This is a genomic window from Telluribacter sp., assembly GCF_035998675.1.
GTDB lineage: Bacteria > Bacteroidota > Bacteroidia > Cytophagales > Spirosomataceae > Telluribacter.
This window is the reverse complement of sequence record NZ_DASYHI010000002.1, coordinates 110,279-129,938: the sequence shown is the minus strand read 5'-3', so window position 1 is coordinate 129,938 and position 19,660 is coordinate 110,279. Positions and strand designations below refer to the sequence as shown.

Below are 19,660 nucleotides of genomic sequence, written 5' to 3'. Positions count from 1 at the left end.
CATTAAAGCTTTCCTTCTCCCCCCACTCCCCCTGCCCAACCCTCACAAAAAAAACGTAACTTGCGGGGGTTTGATGAGTAATGTACCCGAGCTGCATGACGCTTCCGCTTTCTTCCCTGTTCGACGACGAAGTCACCACCTTTGCCGACCTGATCCTGCCCGTACCCATCCCCCGGCTCTTTACGTACCGGGTGCCCCGCACCATGAGCGAGCTGATCAAGGTGGGAGCCCGGGTAATTGTCCAGTTTGGAAAGAATAGGGTTATAACGGCGGTAGTTGCCAGGCTGCACCACCACCCGCCTACCGACTACCAGGCCAAGTACATCATGGAACTGCTCGACGAAGAGCCCATTGTAACGGCCTACCAACTTGAGCTCTTCAGCTGGATGGCCGACTACTACCTCTGTACCATCGGGGAGGTGATGAACGTGGCGCTTCCCTCGGGCCTTAAAATCACGAGCCAGTCGAAGGTACAGTACAATCCGGATTTTGACCACCCCCAGCTGCTGACCGACCAGGAAGTGGTGATTCTGGAAGAAATCAAAAAACACCAGGCGCTGTCGTACGAGGAGGTAGCCCGGCTGGTGGAGCAAACTAACGTAACGTCGGTTATTAAGTCGCTGGTGGGCAAGCGGGCGGTTATTTTATTCGAAGAAGTAAAGGAAAAATACACGCCCAAAATAGCCCGAAAAGTGCGGCTGTCGGCGCAGTATGAGGCACCGAACGTACTGAGGGAGCTGATGCTGGCGCTGGAAAAGCAGCCCAAACAGCAGGAAGTACTCCTGAGGTACCTTAGCTACGTACCCGTACAGAACAACCCCGGCCTGAACCAGCACGGACTCGATAAAGCGGTTTTCTCCAAGGACGACGGCCTGTCGGACTCTTCGCTGCAAACATTGGTCAGGAAAGGCATTTTTGAAAAATTTGATATCGTAGTCTCCCGCTTTGCCGACCTGCCGGTAACGCCGGCCAAGGAGATTAAGCTGACCGAAACGCAGCAGCTCGCCAATAGCCGGATTCAGGAACATTTTAGAGATAAAGAGGTCGTACTACTGCACGGTATTACGGGTAGTGGCAAGACCGAGGTCTACATCAGCCTCATTAAGCAAGCCCTTGAAAGCGGTACGCAGGTACTGTACCTGCTACCCGAAATTGCCCTCACCACCCAAATCGTAGTACGTCTCCGAAAGGTTTTTGGCGACCGCATGGGTATATACCACTCCCGGTTTTCGGATAACGAGCGGGTAGAGGTATGGAAGGGTATTCTGGACGGAAAGTTTCAGTTTGTGGTGGGGGTCCGCTCGGCCATATTCCTGCCCTTTGACAACCTGGGGCTGATTATTGTGGACGAGGAACACGAAACGTCCTACAAGCAGCAGGACCCCGCCCCCCGCTACCACGCCCGCGACGTAGCCGTAGTGATGGCCTACCTACACAAGGCCAAAGTACTGCTAGGTTCGGCCACGCCCTCGCTGGAAAGCTACTACCACGCCCAAAGCGGCAAGTACGGCCTGGTTGAAATGTTCCAGCGCTTTGGGGAGGCGGCTCTGCCCGAATTTGTACTGATTGATACCAAGCTGGAGAAGAAACAACGGAAGATGAAGGATGAGTTTTCGTCGGTGTTCCTAGAGTACCTGGCTCATAATCTCAAGCATAACGAGCAGACCATCCTGTTCCAGAACCGCCGGGGGTACTCGCCCTACCTACAGTGCGAAGAGTGCGGCTGGATATCGGAATGCCACAACTGCGCCGTGAGCCTTACCTACCACATGAAGGCCGCCGAGTTGCGCTGCCACTACTGCGGCCACAAGGAAGAAGTACCCCGCACCTGTCCGGCCTGCGGCTCCCCCAAGGTTAAAACCATCGGCTACGGTACCGAAAAAATTGAAGACCAGTTGCACCTGCTCTTTCCGCAGGCGCGCGTCCAGCGCATGGACCTGGATACCACCCGCGCCAAAAATGCCTACCAGCAAATTATCCAGGATTTTGAAACCGAACAGATAGATATACTGGTAGGTACCCAGATGATCTCTAAGGGCCTCGACTTCGACAATGTAAGCGTAGTCGGGATCTTTGACGCCGACCGGATTATCAACTTTCCGGAGTTTCGGGCTTCGGAGCGGGCTTTTCAAATGCTCACGCAGGTAAGTGGCCGGGCCGGACGGCGGGCCGGTAAGCCGGGCAAGGTACTTGTCCAGACGGCCAACCCGCGTCAGTCGCTTCTGCAGAAAATCATTGAGGGCAACTACCGGGGTATGTACGAGGACGAAATTCTGGAACGGGAACAATACAATTACCCACCCTTTACCCGGCTTATTAAGCTGATTGTCAAGCATACCGACGAAGAAACCTCGCGCCGGGCCGCCGAGCAACTGGCCGAGAAGCTGGTAGCGCAGCTGGGGCGGAGCCGGGTACTGGGCCCCGAACCGCCCCTGGTGGAGCGGGTACGGAATCAGTTTTTGTTTGACATTCTCATTAAACTTGAACGAGAAAAGATTAATTTTAAGGCCGCAAAGTCCTTCATTCAGGAAAAAGTAATGGATATTCTGACTGATAAGACCCTGAAAAACATCAATATAGTGATTGACGTAGACTGTACATAAGTCTGGCTTTTACTTAACCAACTATTCATAGCGCATCTCAAATTGCTACATTAAACTCTATGTCTTCTAAAAAAACGAAAATAGTTGCCACCGTCGGACCGACTTCAGAGTCAAAAGAAATGCTGCTGGCCTTAGCGAAGGCGGGTGTGAATGTATTTCGGCTTAATTTCTCGCACGGTACCCATGCTGATCATCTCGAACGCCTTAAGCTTATTCGGGAAATAAATGAAGAAAACGGGCTGAACCTCTGCGTGCTGCAGGACCTGCAGGGCCCTAAAATCCGGATTGGCAACGTAGCCAAAAAGGAGGGCGTACTCATTGAGTCCGGTAACAAACTGGTGTTTACCAACGCGGATGTAGTAGGTACTGCCGAGCGCGTAAGTACCCCTTACGACGGCATGTACAACGACGTCAAAAAGGGCGACCGTATACTCCTCGACGACGGCAAACTGGAAGTACGCGTGATCAGTACGGATGCTACCGATGTGGTGACCGAAGTAGTGTACGGAGGCTACCTGAAGTCCAAGAAAGGCGTGAACCTGCCCAACACCAAGGTGTCTATGCCATCGGTAACCGAAAAGGATTTTGAAGATCTGGAATTTGGTCTGGCCAATAACGTGGAGTGGATTGCGCTGTCGTTTGTGCGGCAGGCCCAGGAAATTTTGAAAGTAAAGGATTACATTCGTCTGAAGGGAAAGCATACCCGCGTAGTAGCCAAAATCGAAAAGCCCGAAGCGGTCGCTAACATTGACGAAATCATTGAAGCCACGGATGCCATCATGGTCGCCCGCGGTGACCTGGGCGTGGAGCTGCCCGCCGAAGAAGTACCTATGATCCAGAAGATGATCGTAGACAAATGCAACCGCGCCGGTAAGCCGGTGATTGTGGCTACTCAAATGCTGGAAAGTATGATTGACAGCCCCCGTCCTACCCGGGCTGAGGTCAACGACGTAGCCAACTCGGTACTTGACGGCGCTGACGCCGTGATGCTGAGTGCCGAAACGGCATCGGGCAAGTACCCGCTGCTGGCCGTTGAGAACATGACCAAGACTATCGAACAGGTCGAACTGAACGCCAACAGCATCTACTTCCGGCACCACGCCTTCGTCAACGAGCGCCCCGGGGTTGACCAGCTCAACGACAACGTAGTGATGAGCGCCTGCCGCCTGGCCCGCGACACCAAAGCCAAGGCCATTATCGGTATTACGCGTTCGGGCTACACGTCGTTCCGGTTGTCACACCACCGCCCCAAGGCCAATCTGCTCATATTTACGTCGGACCGGGTACTGATGAATACCCTCGGCTTGTACTGGGGTACCAAGGTGTTCTACTATGACCGCGACGAGAACGTATCTACCGATGATCTGATTGATGATATCAAGCGTTTATTGATTGAAAAAGGCGAACTCCAGAAAGGCGATATCTTTATCAATACCCTAAGTATGCCTATTTCCAAAAACCGCAAAACCAACGCTCTCAAACTGAGCGTAGTGGAGTAAGTACTATGGAGTAGCGGGTGGCGAGGCAGTAGCTTTTCTTTTCGTCGACGTTTATTTGAAAAAAATATTAGCTCAAAAAAGGCAGCAGAAGCTATTTCTGCTGCCTTTTTTAATATTCAGTTAAAAATAACTAAGATAATAGTTGTAAAATTAAATATTTAATTCTAAATTTGATATAATACTAAGTTATATATTAACCTGAACTATATTCATGGAGATCAGATCATTAACGCGCGCCGAAGAAGAAGTCATGCTGATACTATGGCAATTAGGCAAAGGATTTGTAAAAGATGTACTGGCCGAAATGCCCGAGCCCAAACCCGCCTACAATACGGTATCTACCATTATCCGCATTCTGGAAAAAAAGGGTTTTATCGGCTACACCGCCTACGGCAAAACCCACGAGTACTATCCGCTCATCAGCGAAGCCGACTACAAGCGCTTCGAAATGCAGCAGCTGCTGGAAAACTACTTTGATAACTCGCTTACCAAGCTGGTTTCTTTCTTTGTCAAAGACCACGACCTGACTACCCAGGACCTGGACGAGATCATCAAGCTCATGCAGAACCAAAAGCCTGACTAGCGGCATCTATCCACCCATTTAACTCCATACAGCCTATGGAAGCTCTCATTTATATAGCCCAGGTCAGCCTGTACTGGCTCCTGCTCTACGCCTGCTACTGGCTCGTGCTGCGGCAACATACTTTCTTCCGCTGGAACCGCTCCTTCCTGTTGGGTTCGCTGCTGGCGGCCTTTGTGCTGCCGCTGGTGCAGTACCCCGATGCGGCCCCAACGTTGCCGGTGGTGTACGAAATGCCGACCTTTGTAGTAGATAAAACCGTAGTACCCAGCACCGCAGTCGTCGAGAGTCCCGCGCCTTCCGCAGTTACCGGTACAGATCTTCTGTGGGTACTTTACCTGGCAGGCGTACTGTTCATGGGCGGGCGTTTGCTCCACCACTTCCATACTTTGTTTACCTATATCAAAAAAGGTGTCCGCTTGCCGGTCGACCGCTATACACTGGTACTTACGGAAAACAACGACCTGGGCTCATTTTCCTTTCTAAACTATATTGTTGTTGGCCGCAGCGATTACGAACACCATTTTGACACCATTCTGAATCACGAGCTGGTCCATGTACGGCAGCGGCACAGCCTGGACATTCTGCTGGTGGAGGTACTTCGGGTCTTATTCTGGTTTAATCCGGTACTAATTCTCTACAAAAAATCACTACAACAGGTACACGAGTACCTGGCCGACCAGCATGCCCCCAACCGCGACCGTTACGCCAGTTTTCTGGTAGCCTACGCACTAAACACTCCCCTGAGTACCCTCACGAATCATTTCTTCACTACTTCACTCTTAAAAGACCGTATCAAAATGCTGTACAAAAACCGTAACTCCCGCTGGTCGCTGGGCAAGTACGCCGTTGTAGTAGCCATAGTAGGCTTGGTGACCCTAACAGCGAGTAGCTTCAAGCCGGGAAAAAGCCCCGTTGTCACAGAAAATAGTCAGCGGGTTCAAATTGAAGGTATAGTGGTAGACGCCGATGGTCATCGGATAGAAGGCGTTACTGTGCTATCGGAGAATAAGAGATTCAGGACATTCACTGATACAGAAGGACAGTATCTTATTCAGGTACCTGCCGGAAGTAAACTGACTTTTGAATTGGAAGGATATAAATCTATATCCCTTCGGGTAACTAAGTGGCAGGTAGTAAATGCCACCCTGATGCAGGCCGGAGCACCCGTTTCCTCCACCGTAGCGCTTTCTCCTTCAGAAGAGAGAGAAGATATATACGCCGAGCCGGTTAGGATTGGCGAGTTCAGGTTTATCCCTGTTCTTTGGGAGGAGAATAACTCGGCAGATTATACCAACGCAGAGGAGGTATCCCCAAGATTTCCGGGTGGAGCAGAAGCACTTAGTACTTTTATCAGCCAGCACGCTACCTACCCCAGCGAAGCGTTAAGACCCAATGCCCAGGGCAAAGTACTACTGGACTTCCTGGTTTCTTCCAATGGCGAAATTAACGATATAGAAGTCCTAAAAGGTCCGGGTTTTGGCCTGGAGGCTACATCGGCCCAGCTCGTGGCGTCCATGCCCGCCTGGGTACCGGGCCAAAAAGACGGCCGCAAAGTAGCCATGCGCTACCACCTGTCCGTTGACTGGCAACTGGGGCTGGACCCCGACAAGACCGGAACGGTTGAATCACAGGTAGAAGTGGGCGACGAAAAGGCAAGCCACGTTACGGTGAAGTACTACAAGGCTGGCAACCGGAGAAAGAGCATGGGGTACTACCGGAATTACAGGGGCAGCCATCTCCCCGAAAATGCCCTCTATGTCCTGAACGGCACGCTTATGAAAAACAAGGAGTTCATGAATGAAATACCCACGGAGCAGTATAAGTCGGTCACCGTGTTGAGCGGTGCTACTGCCAAAGAACTGTACGGAGAAAAAGCCGTGAATGGCGCGGTGCTTATCCTGACAAAAAATGAGGTAAAAAAGCCATGATAATCCACCAACCTAAACTCAACAGCCTATGGAAGCGCTCATGTACCTCGGGGAAGTAAGCCTGTACTGGCTCCTGCTCTACGCCTGTTACTGGCTCGTACTACGCCAGCATACCTTCTTCCGCTGGAACCGCGCCTTCCTGCTCGGTTCGCTGCTGGCGGCCTTTGTGCTGCCGCTGGTGCAGTACCCCGAGGCGGCCCCAACGCTGGTCGCGTACGAGGTGTCGGCGCCGGCCTTTGTGGTACAGGCAGCGGCCCCCACGCCTTCCCTCTTTACCTGGCTCAACTTGCTGTGGGCCGTGTACGCGGGCGGGGTACTCTACATGAGCATCCGGCTGTACCGGTACCTGCGCAATCTTTTTTCTTTTATCCGGCAGGGCGAAGCCATAGAACTCGACGACTGTACCCTGGTACTTATCAGTACTGACAGACGGTCCGGCGGCCGGCGGTCCGGCGGTCCGGTTGGCTCTTTTTCTTTCCTGAAATGGGTAGTCGTCAGCCGTGGCGACTACGAGCACCATTTTGACACCATATTGAATCACGAGCTGGTACACGTACAGCAGCGGCACAGCCTGGACGTGCTGCTGGTGGAGGTACTTCGCGTGCTGTTCTGGTTCAATCCCGTACTTATTTTCTACAAAAAATCACTACAACAGGTACACGAGTACCTGGCCGACCAGCAGGCCTCCAATCGCGACCACTACGCCGAGTTTCTGGTAAGCTACGCGCTGGGCGCTCCGGTAACTGTACTAACCAATCACTTTTTCAATGCTTCACTTTTAAAAGACCGAATCAAGATGCTGTATAAAAACCCGAATTCCCGCTGGTCACTGAGCACCTATGCCGCCGTGGCTCTTTTAACCATTTTTGTGGCCCTGGTGGTCGCTAGTTGCGAACGTGATGTAGTACCTTCAACCAAAGGCAATCAACTGGCCGCCGGGCAGGATATTAGTGTGCAAGGCGATGTAAGAACACCGGATGAAAAGCCAATTCAAGGAGCTAGTATAATTATAAAGGGAAGCGATAAAGGTACCACTACTGATGCAAATGGACATTTTTCAATAAATGTTCCCCCTGGAAACACTATAATTGTGAGGTATAAAGGATATGGACCTATTGAGCTGAAGCTCGGCTCAACTCATAAAAAACAATATTTTGGATTATCACTGACTTCCGGAGATAGTACTAAAACATTTGACCCTTCTCAAAGCACATCAGTACCCTCCAAGGATGGCGAGACTCTAAAAACACTAGTTCAGTCATCTGAAATAAATGGTCAACCCATCTTTACAGTGGTTGAGCAGGTACCCGAGTTTCCGGGTGGAGTCAACGCTATGATGGAGTACCTGGGCCAGAACATCAGGTACCCCGAGGCTGCCACTAAAGCGAAAGTACAGGGCAGGGTATTTCTGAGTTTTGTGGTGACTACAGAGGGAGAAATCAAAGACATTCAGATCCTGAAAGGACTAGGTTTCGGTACCGACACGGAATCGGTGCGGGTAGTGTCATCCATGCCCCGCTGGAAGCCGGGTATGCAAAGCGGAAAACCCGTTAACGTACGATACAACCTACCAATCAGCTTCCAGTTAGGCAGCAAAGCTACTACTGAGGGTAATTAACTAAATTCTATTTCCATTCCTCCACAACAACCTACCATGGAAGCGCTCATGTACCTCGGGGAAGTAAGCCTGTACTGGCTCCTGCTCTATGCTTGCTACTGGCTGTTGCTGCGGCAGCATACCTTTTTCCGCTGGAACCGCGCCTACCTGCTGGGGGCACTGCTGGTGTCGTTTGGGTTGCCGCTGGTGCAGTACCCTGAGGCGGCACCCGTCATGCCGCAGGCGGTGTACGTAGTGGCCGCCGTACCGGCAGTAGTTATCAGTCCGGAGGCAGGGGCCGCCAGTACTGCTTCCTTTCCGGACTGGACGCAGTGGGTGTGGGCGGTGTACGCGCTGGGAGTACTCTACATGAGCATCCGGTTGTACCGGTACCTGCGCAACCTTTTTTCTTTTATCCGGCAGGGCGAAAGCATAGAGCTTGACAGCTGTACACTGGTACTTATCAATACCAATCAAATAGGCTCTTTCCAGATCGGCTCCTTTTCTTTTCTGAAATGGGTGGTCATCAGCCGCAGCGACTACGAGCACCACTTCGACACCATCCTGAATCACGAGCTGGTCCATGTACAGCAACGGCACAGCCTGGACGTGCTGCTGGTAGAGGTACTTCGCGTGCTGTTCTGGTTCAACCCGGTACTTATCCTCTATAAACAATCGCTGCAGCAGGTACACGAGTACCTGGCCGACCAGCAAGCCCCCAACCGCGACCGCTACGCCGAGTTTCTGGTGGCCTACGCGCTGGACACACCCGTAGCGGTACTTACCAATCATTTCTTCAATTCATCACTTTTAAAAGATCGTATCAAGATGCTGTATAAAAACCGTAATTCCCGCTGGTCGCTGGGCAAGTACCTCACCATACTACCCCTGCTGGGGCTGGTACTGATGCTCTCGGCGGCCCATGAGCGCCTCTCCAACTCTCTTGAAGAAGGTACTAGTCCAATAAGCATTTCAGCCGGAACTCCTGCTGATACCCCCCTACCAAACCTGGAAAATACGCCCCCGCTTATTTCAGAGCAGGAAGAAAAAACAACCATAAAAGGTACCGTGCTAAACGCCCAAACCAACCAGCCGCTACCGGGTGCTACTGTGGTGACGGTAGGAAGTACGACCGGTACTACTACTGGCCCGGCGGGGCAGTTTGAGCTGAAAGAAGTACCGCTGAACAGCTCGCTTGCGGTTAGCTACATAGGCTACGAAACCCAGCAGGTGAAAGTAACGAAGAAAAATCAGGTACTGCGCGTAGCCCTGAAAAGACAGGAGCAGAAGCTGGATGAACTTGTAATTGTCTCCTACCCAACGGCCCAGATAAAAGCGTCCCCCGCCGATACCACCATTCCCCAAAACGGCGATGCTAAGGTATTTACCGTAGTAGAGCAGATGCCGGAGTTCCCGGGTGGACTACAGGAAATGTACAAGTACCTGGCCCGGAACATCAAGTACCCTTCCGAGGCTAAAGACGAGCGGGTGCAGGGAAAGGTGCTGGTTAGTTTTATTGTCAGTGAACGGGGAGCTATTCGTCAGCCCAAAATAACCAAAGGCCTCGGTGCGGGTATAGACGAGGAGGCACTGCGGGTGGTACTGACTATGCCTTCCTGGAAACCCGCCAAACAGAATGGTCAGCCGGTACCGGTCATGTATACGCTGCCCATTCAATTCACTATTGAAGAAGACGAAGTACAAGAAAACAAAGAAAAGCGGCAGGGAAGTGCTACCGGATTTCTAAATTATAAGCTGGATGATGCGGTGGATTTTGCTTTACCAACCCGGCTACCGGATAACCTACCCATAGGCCTCAGTCCGGTCCATAGCTCCAGAAGCAGCAGTACCACTATTTATAAATCCCAAAGTTATTTTAAAAGTTATTTCAAAGAGGATTAATAGAAGTACCCATGCCTATTATAATTGAGCACTACTAATTCTCTACACTATGAAGTTTTTAGCAATTTGGGCAGCTGCTATTCTAATGGGTTCTGGTTTGAAGCAGCCCATAACCTTTCAGGCCAGGAACGTAATCAGTATACAGGGGAGCTGCTATAATGCCGGCACCGGCGAAGACTTTCAGGTAAAAGCCTTTGCCGTGTTTGGTAAAGGAGAGCTGCTCCTTGGAGAGAGTAATGAAATAGGTACTTTCGTACTTCAGGTACCCGACTCAACCCGTTCCCTTCGATTTGAGCGGCAGGGCTTTCAAGCAGCTATTTTTCCGGTACATTTTAGTGGTGGAGCCGAAGGCAAAGTCCCCTTTAATATTTTGGTACCTATGAGTTCGGTAGACTCACAATCAGTCCACTTGGATAACCGGCTTTACCTGGGATTTAACTTTCCGGACAGCCTGGATGTACTGGTGAAGGTAGTAAAAGCAAGTAACCAAGCCATTGTTACGGAACTTGATTCACGCCCGATTAGAAGACTAGCACCTTTTTTTCATCTACGGAATGTGGCACCAGATAGCTACCTCATTACAGCGTCTACCAAAGATGGACGACAGCTCCTACGCGAAGAGGTGACGACAGCGAAAGGATTTACGTTCAAAGAGTTAACTATCAATGCACCTATTTCTACTACCAGTACCTCAACTCCTACGAATTCTTCCTGGAAACCCAATGGATCAGAAATACTGTATTTTGGACAGAGCAGCTACGATTTGAGTACCGAAGTCAGGGAGCGGCTAAATACGATGGCGCGCTACCTGCGCGAGCAGCCCGGGCAGAAGGCTCAAATCACCGGCTACACAGAAGATGCCGGCCGCGAAGAACTTAACCGGACGCTCTCAGAGTACCGCGCTCGTACGGTGATGAATTATCTCAAGAGCCTGGGCGTGCCGGCCCGTCAACTCTCCCTGAGTTGGATGGGGGCCAACTCACCCGCCGCGCCCAACGATACCGAACAAAACCGCATAAAAAACCGGCGGGTGGTTGTGCAGTTCTCGCAGGAGTAGCCATGTTTTTAAGCACTACTAAACCCCGACTCCCTATGAAAAAGCTGATACTACTGCTCACACTAGCCGGTATTGGGTACCTGGCAGGCGTACCCGCTGCCTACGCCCAAACAGACACGACGGTTTTTACGATAGTGGAAGTACAACCTGAATTTCCGGGCGGTATTGAAGCCCTGAAAAGGTACCTCAAACAGAACGTGAAGTACCCCGAAGCTGCCGCCAAAGCCAAAGTACAGGGCAGGGTATTTCTCGAATTTGTAATTACTACCGAAGGGAAAATCAGAGACATCAGGGTACTGAAAGGAATTGGTCATGGCGCTAACGAAGAAGCCGTTCGGGTTGTATCACAGATGCCCGACTGGACACCCGGCAAGCAAAGCGGCCGCCCCATGAATGTAAAGTACCATCTGCCGGTCCACTTTCAACTCTAATAAAATTTAAATAAATTACCCGCAAAAACCAGTAACAATGAAAACGCTAACAATGCTGCTGATTGCCATGGTGGGACTTTTTGCCCTGACAGGTACCCCTGCCACCTACGCCCAGACGGAGGAGAAAGTATATAATGAGGTAGACAAATCACCGGAGTTTCCGGGTGGATTTTCTGCTATGTACGCCTTCATGGGTAAAACTATAAGGTATCCTGAGGAAGCATCCAGAAAACGGATACAGGGTAAAGTAGTCACGGCATTTGTGGTAGGGGAAGATGGTACAATCCGAGATATAGTAATAGAAAAAAGTGCTGGCTACGGTATGGATGAGGAAGCCGTGCGGGTAATCAAAGCCATGCCCAAATGGATACCCGGTGAACGCCAAGGACAAAAAGTAGCCGTATACTACAAGATGCCAATTAATTTTGCCCTTAACTGATTTAAAAATGCTTAACCACAGAGTTAAGAGAGTATGCACTCTGAACCTTACAGGGGATAAAGTCTCCTCTTGCTCAGCGCTCTAACTCCAACTACTCTGTGGTTATTTTACTTTCCTCCTTTCAACCTTTTCTCCTTATCTCCCTCACCCCCTATTCACCAGCTTTTCATAGTGGTCAGAAGTCTGTAAGATACCGGCGCTTTTTTCGTAAAAATCTTTCCCGGTCGGATACACGCCTTGCACCGTTTTGGTCCAGCTGGCACCAGCCATAGGGTGGTAGGTCATCATCTGATTCCAGTTTTTAAAGTACTGATGTCCGTTCGTTTCCTGTAAACCAATGTCCATGTTTGGGAAAGGCGCCAGCCGGGCGGCCACACTCTTATTCCAGTCGACCAGGATGGGGTTCACGGTCAGGTCGGCGCAGAAGCAGGGAACCCCTTTCTCGTAGGCGTACTGGGCAATTTTCATGGTCATACTCAGGGTTTTGGCAATAGCCTTGACGGCGATGGCCGAGTAGCCCTGCTCAATTCGGGTAGCAGCATCCTCGACGGTATGGGCGCTTTCGTCGGCGGCTACCCGCACCCCCAGATCACCAACAAAGGATTCGTTTTCTTCGGCAAAAGGCTCTTCAATCACCGCGATCTGGTCAAAGGCACCAATTTTTTTGGCCTGATCCAGGAAGCGCAGCAGCGTTTCTTTCTTTTCGTAGCGTCCGTTGGCGTCGAAGTAGTAGGGTATTTTGCCGCTTTTGGTGTAGGGCGTTTCGTAGTGGCCGATGGCCTTATGCAGGGCCGTCATGAAGGCAATATCCTTCTCGAGCATCTCCTGCTGCGTACCCGCCGCGCCCGTCTTAAGCTTCATAATAAAGTACCCTTCGTCGGCGGCCGCTTTCAGCTTACTGACTTCCGTTCCCACACTGAACGACGGTATACTGGCTACCTTGCTGTGCCGGTGCGAGAGGCCGGGCCGGTAGGCGGCGGGAATCATGTCGTCGAATTTTGTGATTCCATTTTCGTGCGCGAACAGCAGCCAGGCCGCGTTATCAACGGCCACGAGGGCGTTCAGAGCGAAGGTTTTGCGCAGATTGGGGTTCCGGGTAATGGCTTTGCCGTAGGCCAGCACCTCAGGCAGGAGGTCGTCGAGCAGTTGTACGGGGTCGGTAAACGAAGTACCCTTCATCATCTGCAGGGCCCGCTCGGTCATGGCGTACATGAGGGCGTTGCCGGCGTTTTCGGAATGCGCCGCAAATACACTGGAATCCGACCAGAGTACCCCCTGCGTACACAGGCCAATCTTGCTGGTACCTGACTCAGCTTCCAGAAAGGCTACCGTCTGCCAGCTTTCGGTAATGGCGCTGCCCTTGAACCGGTACGGATTCAGCGGCTCGCGCTCAAAATTGGAATCGACCTTCCGGATGCGGATCGGGGCAAATGCTTTTTTATCAGGTACCATTTGATTTGTGTCCATTGAAAAACCAGCCATGCCCAGGGCCACCATAGCCCCGCTGTTTTTGATAAAGGCCCGGCGGTTAAGGCTGTTGTCTGGGTGCTGTGGCTGGTCCATATGTATCGGTCAAAAATCAGGAAAAGAAACAGGGTGGGAAAGTATTGCCTCTGCTTCTGTCTTTAGTAAAGACGCCGGACTCCTGCATTTACCATTAGTTCAGGCAGCAAAAAACCCCGCACGTCCAGACGCACGGGGCTACTAACTACCTCTCCGGTACTAGTACCTGTACCACTGTTTTAAACTGTGGCACGGGTGGTATATATGGATTTACCTGGCTGTTGCCATTACCATTTTAATATTTTGCTTGGCTCCTACTTCGAGTACATCCACCAGGTCCTGTACAGCCAATGTCTTGTCCACGCGTAGTACCACGGTAGGCTCCTCTACGTTGGCAAAGATACCCTGCAGCTGCGCTTCCAGCTGGTCAAAAGGTACGGGGTCTTTATCTATGAAATAATTTTTGTCGCCATCAACCGACAGCGTGATCTGCTTCTTGTATACCTGCTGCGACGACGCAGCCTTGGGCAGCATCAGTTTAATGACGTTCGGATTGGCCATCGTGGAGATGATCAAAAAGAACAACAGCAGGAAGAACATAATATCGTTGAGCGAGTGCGTAAACACTTCCGGGGCAAACCGGCTCTTCCGACGTATTTTCATTTATGAGTAAATTTTGTAAGCTCTTATTAATACCTTACCCTGCTACTATTAACGTGAGGCAACCGGCTTCTGTAGTACATCCAGGAAGTCCGAAGCGGCCATCTGTAGCTTCAGCGCGAAGCGGTCGATCTTCATGTTCAGCAGGTGGTAGCCCGCGTAGGCAATAAGACCGATGATCAGACCGGTACCGGACGTAATCATTTTTTCGTACATACCACCGGCGATGGTACTGATGTTGAAGTCGTTGGAGATGGATATATCGTAGAAAATACGGATAATACCGGAGATAGTACCCACAAAACCCAGCATGGGCGCAATACCGGCTACCACCCCCAGATAAGGCAGGTTACCCTCCATCCGCTGCAGCTCAATCTGGCTGGCGTTTTCGATGGTGGTTTCAATATCTTTGATGGGGTACCCGATGCGGCCCGTTGCCCGCTCCAGTATACGACCAGCCGCATTATGCTGGTTGCGGCAGAGCGACTCAGCCGATTTAAGATTGCCCTGCTGAATAAAATCTTTTACGTTATCCACAAATCCCTGCTCGATCTTGCCGTTGGCGTTGATCGCCAGGAAGCGCTCAATGATCAGAAAAAGTGTTCCCAAAAACAGAAAACCCAGAGGAAGCATAACCCAGCCCCCTTTCATAAGAAGGTCTATGACAGAAAGTCCTTGCCCGGCCGCCTGTGCCGTCGTGGTAGTGTCGGTAAGTGCTTGAAGAAGCATCATAGGAACAGTAAAAGTGAATTAGTAAGAGTAAAAAAACAGATCGACTAAGCTAAACAACTTCTGACAATAAACGGAAGACACCCGCTCTTATTGTTCTAAGGTCAAAGATAGAGAATTTACTTTTTCGGGAAGAATTTAAACGGCTCTTTCCTCAGCACCTGCCCCAAAAAGCCGCCCAACTTTGAAATTAGGGTTATTTTCTGCAAATTAAGCCCCACCCTATTTTCGCCACAGTTATGAAACAATTTTTTACCCCTAACCTTGTACGCCAGCTGCCGGTTGCGGTCATAAGCGGTGGCCTCATCGCCATGATCGGCTTTAAGAGCCAGACGGTCCATATTCCCTTCTTAATCAATGTTGTGCTGAGCCTGGGGCTGGGTTGGCTACAGCCCCGTAAAGGCTGGCTGCTGGCCCTGCTCCAGACGCTTACCATCCTGGTTACCTATTCGCTGTTCAGCAATAGCAGCCTGCTGGTACCCGCCCAGCCGGAAGTAGCCCGCTTTGCGGCGCTGCTGGCGGTATTCCCTACCCTGACCGGCGCGTTTATGGGTGCCTTGCTGGGCCGTACGATCAAGGATAAGCAGTAGGCGGGCTGTTAGTTTTATTTAAAAATTCCAGGTTTTTATTAATCACCTGCAACTGTGTTGCATATAATTAAACCTTGTAGTAGATTTGGTACTGAAAAGAGGCAGAGGAAGCATTATATTGAATTACATTATTTACTGTCCACACCTACTCCATTACTTACTACCTCCATGAATAAACACTTACGGCTCCTGCTTTTTCTCCTCATTACTGGCACCACCCTTAGTTGCTACGACTGCGGCCCTATGGGCGAGCCTCTTGTTGACATAAGCCTATCACCAAGAAATCAATTAGTGCGAGTAAGTGCATTAGGTGCCAGGTCTGACTCGATATTTAACCGGGATACCCCGTCACCATTCAGTTACTATAATAAAATTCCCATTTCCCTGCTTCAGGATAGCACTACCTTTCTTTTCTATTCAAAAGATAAAGTAGATACTCTCACGCTTTACTATAAAAGGGTATTTGATACAAGCAAAAGGTGCGGGTACTATAATGACATTAAAGCTCCGGAGCGGGGCCCTTACTACCGGAGTACCTTTCCGATGGTCGAGGTAGAATATTATTCGTACCTGGGAGCACAGGAACCCAAGCATTACGGTCCGAGAGGCATATCTATCCGAATTCAGAACAACAGATGAAAACACTTGTACATAAACAACTGTGGACGCTGCTGTTGCTACAATTCCTGATTGGGCAAGAAGTTTATGGGCAAGTAATTGAGGTAGACACCAGCTCAAAAAGTACCTTAACCGCTCCTGCCGTAAGCCAGTATTCGGTAGGTATTGACGTATTCAAGAATATCCCCTTCTGGATGCAGGGTAACAAAGCGCCTATTATTTCGTATGACTTAGGTACTCAACGTAACCGGGGCATTTATGAAATCACGTTTCGTAAAAAAATAGACCCGTACTATCACTTTGTTGGTCTGCTTGGCTATACTCATTTAATGATTAGCTACCCGAGTGGCACAGAAGAGGCCAACCGGATTAATGGGTGGTATCTGAAAGCAGGCAGGGAACGCGCAACCGGCAACCGGCAGCGAACCCATTTCGGACTACTTGGTACCGCTACCTTTTGTCAGTACCGCACTGACCTCCGCTACCCGGGCCCTACCTACGGTGACTATACGGAGCACCGCATCATTAATAACCTGGGCGTTGGTATAGAGCCTTACTTTGCTTTTGACTTTTTCCCACAGTCCCGCTGGATGCTTCGCTGGGTTACCCGCCTTAACTTTCAATACCGCCTGTTTGGCGAGGGGTATACTCCCTACTATCCCGGCCTTGGTATTACGAATGGCTACAACCTTGTCACATCGGGGGGTACTACCCTGCAGCTGCACTACCGTTTCCGCGCCCGATAGGTAGGTAGTCAGGTATCCAGGCTGTTTTCTCCCATTTTTTAGGTACCTTTCTCCTGCACACATAACCCTCCTCCTCTATGACCCCCGACCAGGCTTTTCAGTTGGCCAGTACGCTGGTACTGCCGCAGTGGCTGCTCATGATAGTGGCGCCCCGCTGGCGCTATACGCAGTTGCTTGTCAGGTCTTTTATTATTCCGGTGCTGCTGGCGGTTTTATACGGCTACTATCTCTTTGTCGGCGGCCCGGTTGACTTCGGCGCTTTCGGAACGCTTGAGGGCGTAAAAGGCCTGTTTCAGAACGGTGGCGACGGCGTTATACTGGCGGGCTGGATTCACTACCTGGCCTTTGACCTGGTGGTTGGGAGCGTGGTTCTGCGCGACGCGCAGGAGCGGGGCATTGCGCATTGGCTCATTATAGTACCGCTCTTGTTCTGCTTTATGCTGGGGCCGGTGGGTCTGCTGCTGTACTGGCTCATCCGCCTGGTAAAAGTTCGGGCTTTAGTATAAGTACTACCGCTTCACAATATCGCCGCCGCCGGAGGCACTGGTGGTTAGTTTCCTTGGATTTCCGTAGTAGTAAATACTACTGCCCCCCGAAGCGCTGGCGTTTAATTCCATGTCGGCGTAAACGTGGGCATCGGACCCGCCCGAGACTACCACCACAATGTGGTCGCCCCGCAGGTCTTTGGCCTTGATATCGCTGCCGCCCGTGGCCGTGGCCTTCAGCGAAGCTACCAAACCACTCAGGTCGGCATCGGAGCCCCCGGAGGTAGTTACCCGCAGGTCCTTTACGTCCAGCTGTAGCTTCAGGTCACTGCCGCCCGAGGCGTTACAGCTAAGCTTCTCAGCCCGTAGTACCGACTGGGAGTAGACATCCGAACCACCCGATGCATCCAGCCTATTAATAGCCCTGACCGTAAGGTAAGCTCTCAGGGATTTGGTACGCATGAAGTTTTTGTCGTGGGTAATCAGCAGGGTACTTCCCTGTACTTTGGTCGTAATATGTTCCAGCAGGTTTTCATCGGCTTCCAGGGTGAGCCTTTCCTCCTCTCCCTGCGAAATATAGAGGTCGATTCCCCGCTCTACCCGCACCTGTGAGAAATTACCCACGGTACGTTCCTGCTTTGTTACGGTTCCATTGCCCCGTATAGCCGCCCACTGAGCCTGCGCCGTAGTAGTCAGCAACAGCAGCAGGATACCAAATGATACAATATAGTGACGCTTCATAAGCAATTAGTATAGGTTTTGTTTCAGGAAGTAGATGCTGATTCTTCCCAGGAAGTTGCACCACGGGGCCTACTTTTTTTTCCCTCTTACTCAGACAGCTCCCCTCAGATTCCGCTCCTGACTTTTTTCTTTGTAACTTTGTAAATTGTAAAAGCCCCGCCGTCGAAAAACATCGGTCAGGGGTTGGGGTTAAAATGAATAACTGACGATTTATTATTATACATCCATGTTTGAAAGCTTACAGGATAAACTCAATAACGCCTTTCGTACCCTAAAAGGAAAGGACCGCATATCGGATATTAACGTAGCCGCTACGACCAAGGAAGTACGCCGGGCACTGGTCGACGCCGACGTAAACTTCAAAGTAGCCAAGGAAATTACGGACCGGATCAAAGAGAAGGCGCTGGACCGCAAGATTCTGATTTCGGTAGAGCCGGGTCAGATGTTCGTAAAAATTGTGCAGGAAGAGCTGACCGAACTAATGGGCGGGCAGGCCGAAGGTATTAACATCAAAGGCGACCCGGCGGTGATCCTGATCGCTGGTCTGCAGGGGTCGGGTAAGACTACCTTCTCCGGCAAGCTGGCCAGTATGCTCAAAAAGCAGGGCCGCAACGTACTCCTGACCGCCTGCGATATTTACCGTCCGGCGGCCATTGAGCAGCTTAAGGTACTTGGTGAGCAAATTGGCGTGGAAGTTTATTCCGAACCGGAAAACAAAAACGCGGTAGATATAGCCCAGAATGCTATGGCCCACGCCCGTAAGACCGGCAAAAAGATCGTGATCGTGGATACGGCGGGTCGTCTGGCGGTGGACGAGGTGATGATGCAGGAGGTAGAAAATATCAAGAAAGCCGTAAAGCCTACGGAAATTCTGTTTGTGGTGGACTCCATGACCGGGCAGGACGCGGTCAATACAGCCAGAACCTTCAACGAACGCCTGAACTTTGACGGTGTGGTACTTACCAAGCTGGATGGTGATTCCCGTGGTGGAGCGGCTCTGTCTATCCGACAGATCGTGGATAAGCCCATTAAGTTTATCAGTACGGGTGAAAAAATGGAAGCCCTCGACGCCTTTCACCCCGACCGGATGGCGAGCCGTATCCTGGGTATGGGTGACGTTATATCCCTGGTGGAGCGCGCGCAGCAGGCCTTTGACGAAGACGAAGCCAAGCGTATCAACGCTAAAATGCGTCAGAACAAATTTGATTTTGACGACTTCCTGGGGCAGCTGCAGCAGATCAAGAAAATGGGTAACGTCAAAGACCTGATCGGGATGATTCCGGGTATGGGCAACGCCATGAAAGACATGGAAATTGATAATGATTCTTTCAAGCCCATTGAGGCCATTATCCAGTCCATGACCAAGAAGGAGCGGGAGAATCCGGATATTATTGATGGCAGTCGCAAAAAACGGATTGCTACCGGAAGTGGTACTTCTATCCAGCAGGTCAATAACCTGCTCAAGCAATTCGACGAAATGCGCCGGATGATGAAAAAGATGAATACCATGCAGGCGGCGGGCCGCGTCGGTAAAATGATCAAACGCTAA

Annotated in this window: 17 protein-coding genes; 13 read left to right on the top strand and 4 right to left on the bottom strand. The window is 50.9% G+C overall.

The window, feature by feature from the left end:
- Positions 1-95: 95 nt before the first annotated feature.
- From priA to VGN67_RS00695, 9 genes are all read left to right on the top strand, one after another.
- Positions 96-2,603 (top strand): replication restart helicase PriA, encoded by a 2,508-nt coding sequence (gene priA / locus VGN67_RS00735; protein ID WP_327484839.1) that lies wholly within the window; start codon positions 96-98, stop codon positions 2,601-2,603.
- A gap of 59 nt (positions 2,604-2,662) precedes the next feature.
- Entirely contained in the window at positions 2,663-4,102 is a 1,440-nt protein-coding gene (gene pyk, locus VGN67_RS00730; protein WP_327484838.1) for a pyruvate kinase, read from the top strand.
- A 211-nt stretch (positions 4,103-4,313) separates the two neighbouring features.
- Positions 4,314-4,685, top strand: coding sequence for a BlaI/MecI/CopY family transcriptional regulator (locus tag VGN67_RS00725; protein ID WP_327484837.1), 372 nt, complete (start codon positions 4,314-4,316; stop codon positions 4,683-4,685).
- A gap of 35 nt (positions 4,686-4,720) precedes the next feature.
- Positions 4,721-6,613, top strand: coding sequence for a M56 family metallopeptidase (locus VGN67_RS00720; RefSeq protein WP_327484836.1), 1,893 nt, complete (start codon positions 4,721-4,723; stop codon positions 6,611-6,613).
- Between the two features lie 28 nt (positions 6,614-6,641).
- Positions 6,642-8,231 carry a TonB family protein gene (locus VGN67_RS00715; protein WP_327484835.1) on the top strand — a complete coding sequence of 530 codons (1,590 nt, stop codon included), beginning with the start codon at positions 6,642-6,644 and terminating at the stop codon, positions 8,229-8,231.
- Positions 8,232-8,267: 36 nt separating this feature from the next.
- Positions 8,268-10,112, top strand: a complete 1,845-nt coding sequence (locus tag VGN67_RS00710; protein WP_327484834.1) for a TonB family protein — start codon at positions 8,268-8,270, stop codon at positions 10,110-10,112.
- Between the two features lie 49 nt (positions 10,113-10,161).
- Complete coding sequence (locus VGN67_RS00705; protein WP_327484833.1) at positions 10,162-11,169, top strand: OmpA family protein; 1,008 nt, start codon at positions 10,162-10,164, stop codon at positions 11,167-11,169.
- Between the two features lie 35 nt (positions 11,170-11,204).
- On the top strand, positions 11,205-11,600 hold the full coding sequence (locus VGN67_RS00700; protein WP_327484832.1) for an energy transducer TonB: 396 nt from the start codon (positions 11,205-11,207) through the stop codon (positions 11,598-11,600).
- A 37-nt stretch (positions 11,601-11,637) separates the two neighbouring features.
- On the top strand, positions 11,638-12,039 hold the full coding sequence (locus tag VGN67_RS00695; protein ID WP_327484831.1) for an energy transducer TonB: 402 nt from the start codon (positions 11,638-11,640) through the stop codon (positions 12,037-12,039).
- A 144-nt stretch (positions 12,040-12,183) separates the two neighbouring features.
- Here VGN67_RS00695 and VGN67_RS00690 read toward each other — a convergent pair whose 3' ends face one another.
- From VGN67_RS00690 to VGN67_RS00680, 3 genes are all read right to left on the bottom strand, one after another.
- On the bottom strand, positions 12,184-13,602 hold the full coding sequence (locus VGN67_RS00690; RefSeq protein ID WP_327484830.1) for a mandelate racemase/muconate lactonizing enzyme family protein: 1,419 nt from the start codon (positions 13,600-13,602) through the stop codon (positions 12,184-12,186).
- A 210-nt stretch (positions 13,603-13,812) separates the two neighbouring features.
- A complete protein-coding gene (locus VGN67_RS00685; RefSeq protein ID WP_327484829.1) occupies positions 13,813-14,205 on the bottom strand; it encodes a biopolymer transporter ExbD in 393 nt (130 codons plus the stop codon).
- Between the two features lie 48 nt (positions 14,206-14,253).
- Positions 14,254-14,934: a MotA/TolQ/ExbB proton channel family protein gene (locus VGN67_RS00680; protein ID WP_327484828.1), complete on the bottom strand. Its 681-nt coding sequence runs from the start codon at positions 14,932-14,934 to the stop codon at positions 14,254-14,256.
- Positions 14,935-15,170: 236 nt separating this feature from the next.
- Between VGN67_RS00680 and VGN67_RS00675 the strand changes: the two genes are divergently transcribed.
- From VGN67_RS00675 to VGN67_RS00665, 3 genes are all read left to right on the top strand, one after another.
- Positions 15,171-15,521, top strand: coding sequence for a hypothetical protein (locus tag VGN67_RS00675; protein ID WP_327484827.1), 351 nt, complete (start codon positions 15,171-15,173; stop codon positions 15,519-15,521).
- A gap of 635 nt (positions 15,522-16,156) precedes the next feature.
- Complete coding sequence (locus VGN67_RS00670) at positions 16,157-16,885, top strand: hypothetical protein (protein WP_327484826.1); 729 nt, start codon at positions 16,157-16,159, stop codon at positions 16,883-16,885.
- Positions 16,886-16,962: 77 nt separating this feature from the next.
- Positions 16,963-17,391, top strand: a complete 429-nt coding sequence (locus VGN67_RS00665) for an ABA4-like family protein (RefSeq protein WP_327484825.1) — start codon at positions 16,963-16,965, stop codon at positions 17,389-17,391.
- Between the two features lie 3 nt (positions 17,392-17,394).
- Here VGN67_RS00665 and VGN67_RS00660 read toward each other — a convergent pair whose 3' ends face one another.
- The gene (locus VGN67_RS00660; protein WP_327484824.1) at positions 17,395-18,111 is read right to left on the bottom strand and encodes a head GIN domain-containing protein; all 717 of its coding nucleotides are present in this window, start codon (positions 18,109-18,111) and stop codon (positions 17,395-17,397) included.
- 226 nt (positions 18,112-18,337) lie between these two features.
- On the opposite strand from VGN67_RS00660, the gene ffh reads away from it, so the two are divergent.
- Positions 18,338-19,660, top strand: coding sequence for a signal recognition particle protein (ffh, locus tag VGN67_RS00655; RefSeq protein ID WP_327484823.1), 1,323 nt, complete (start codon positions 18,338-18,340; stop codon positions 19,658-19,660).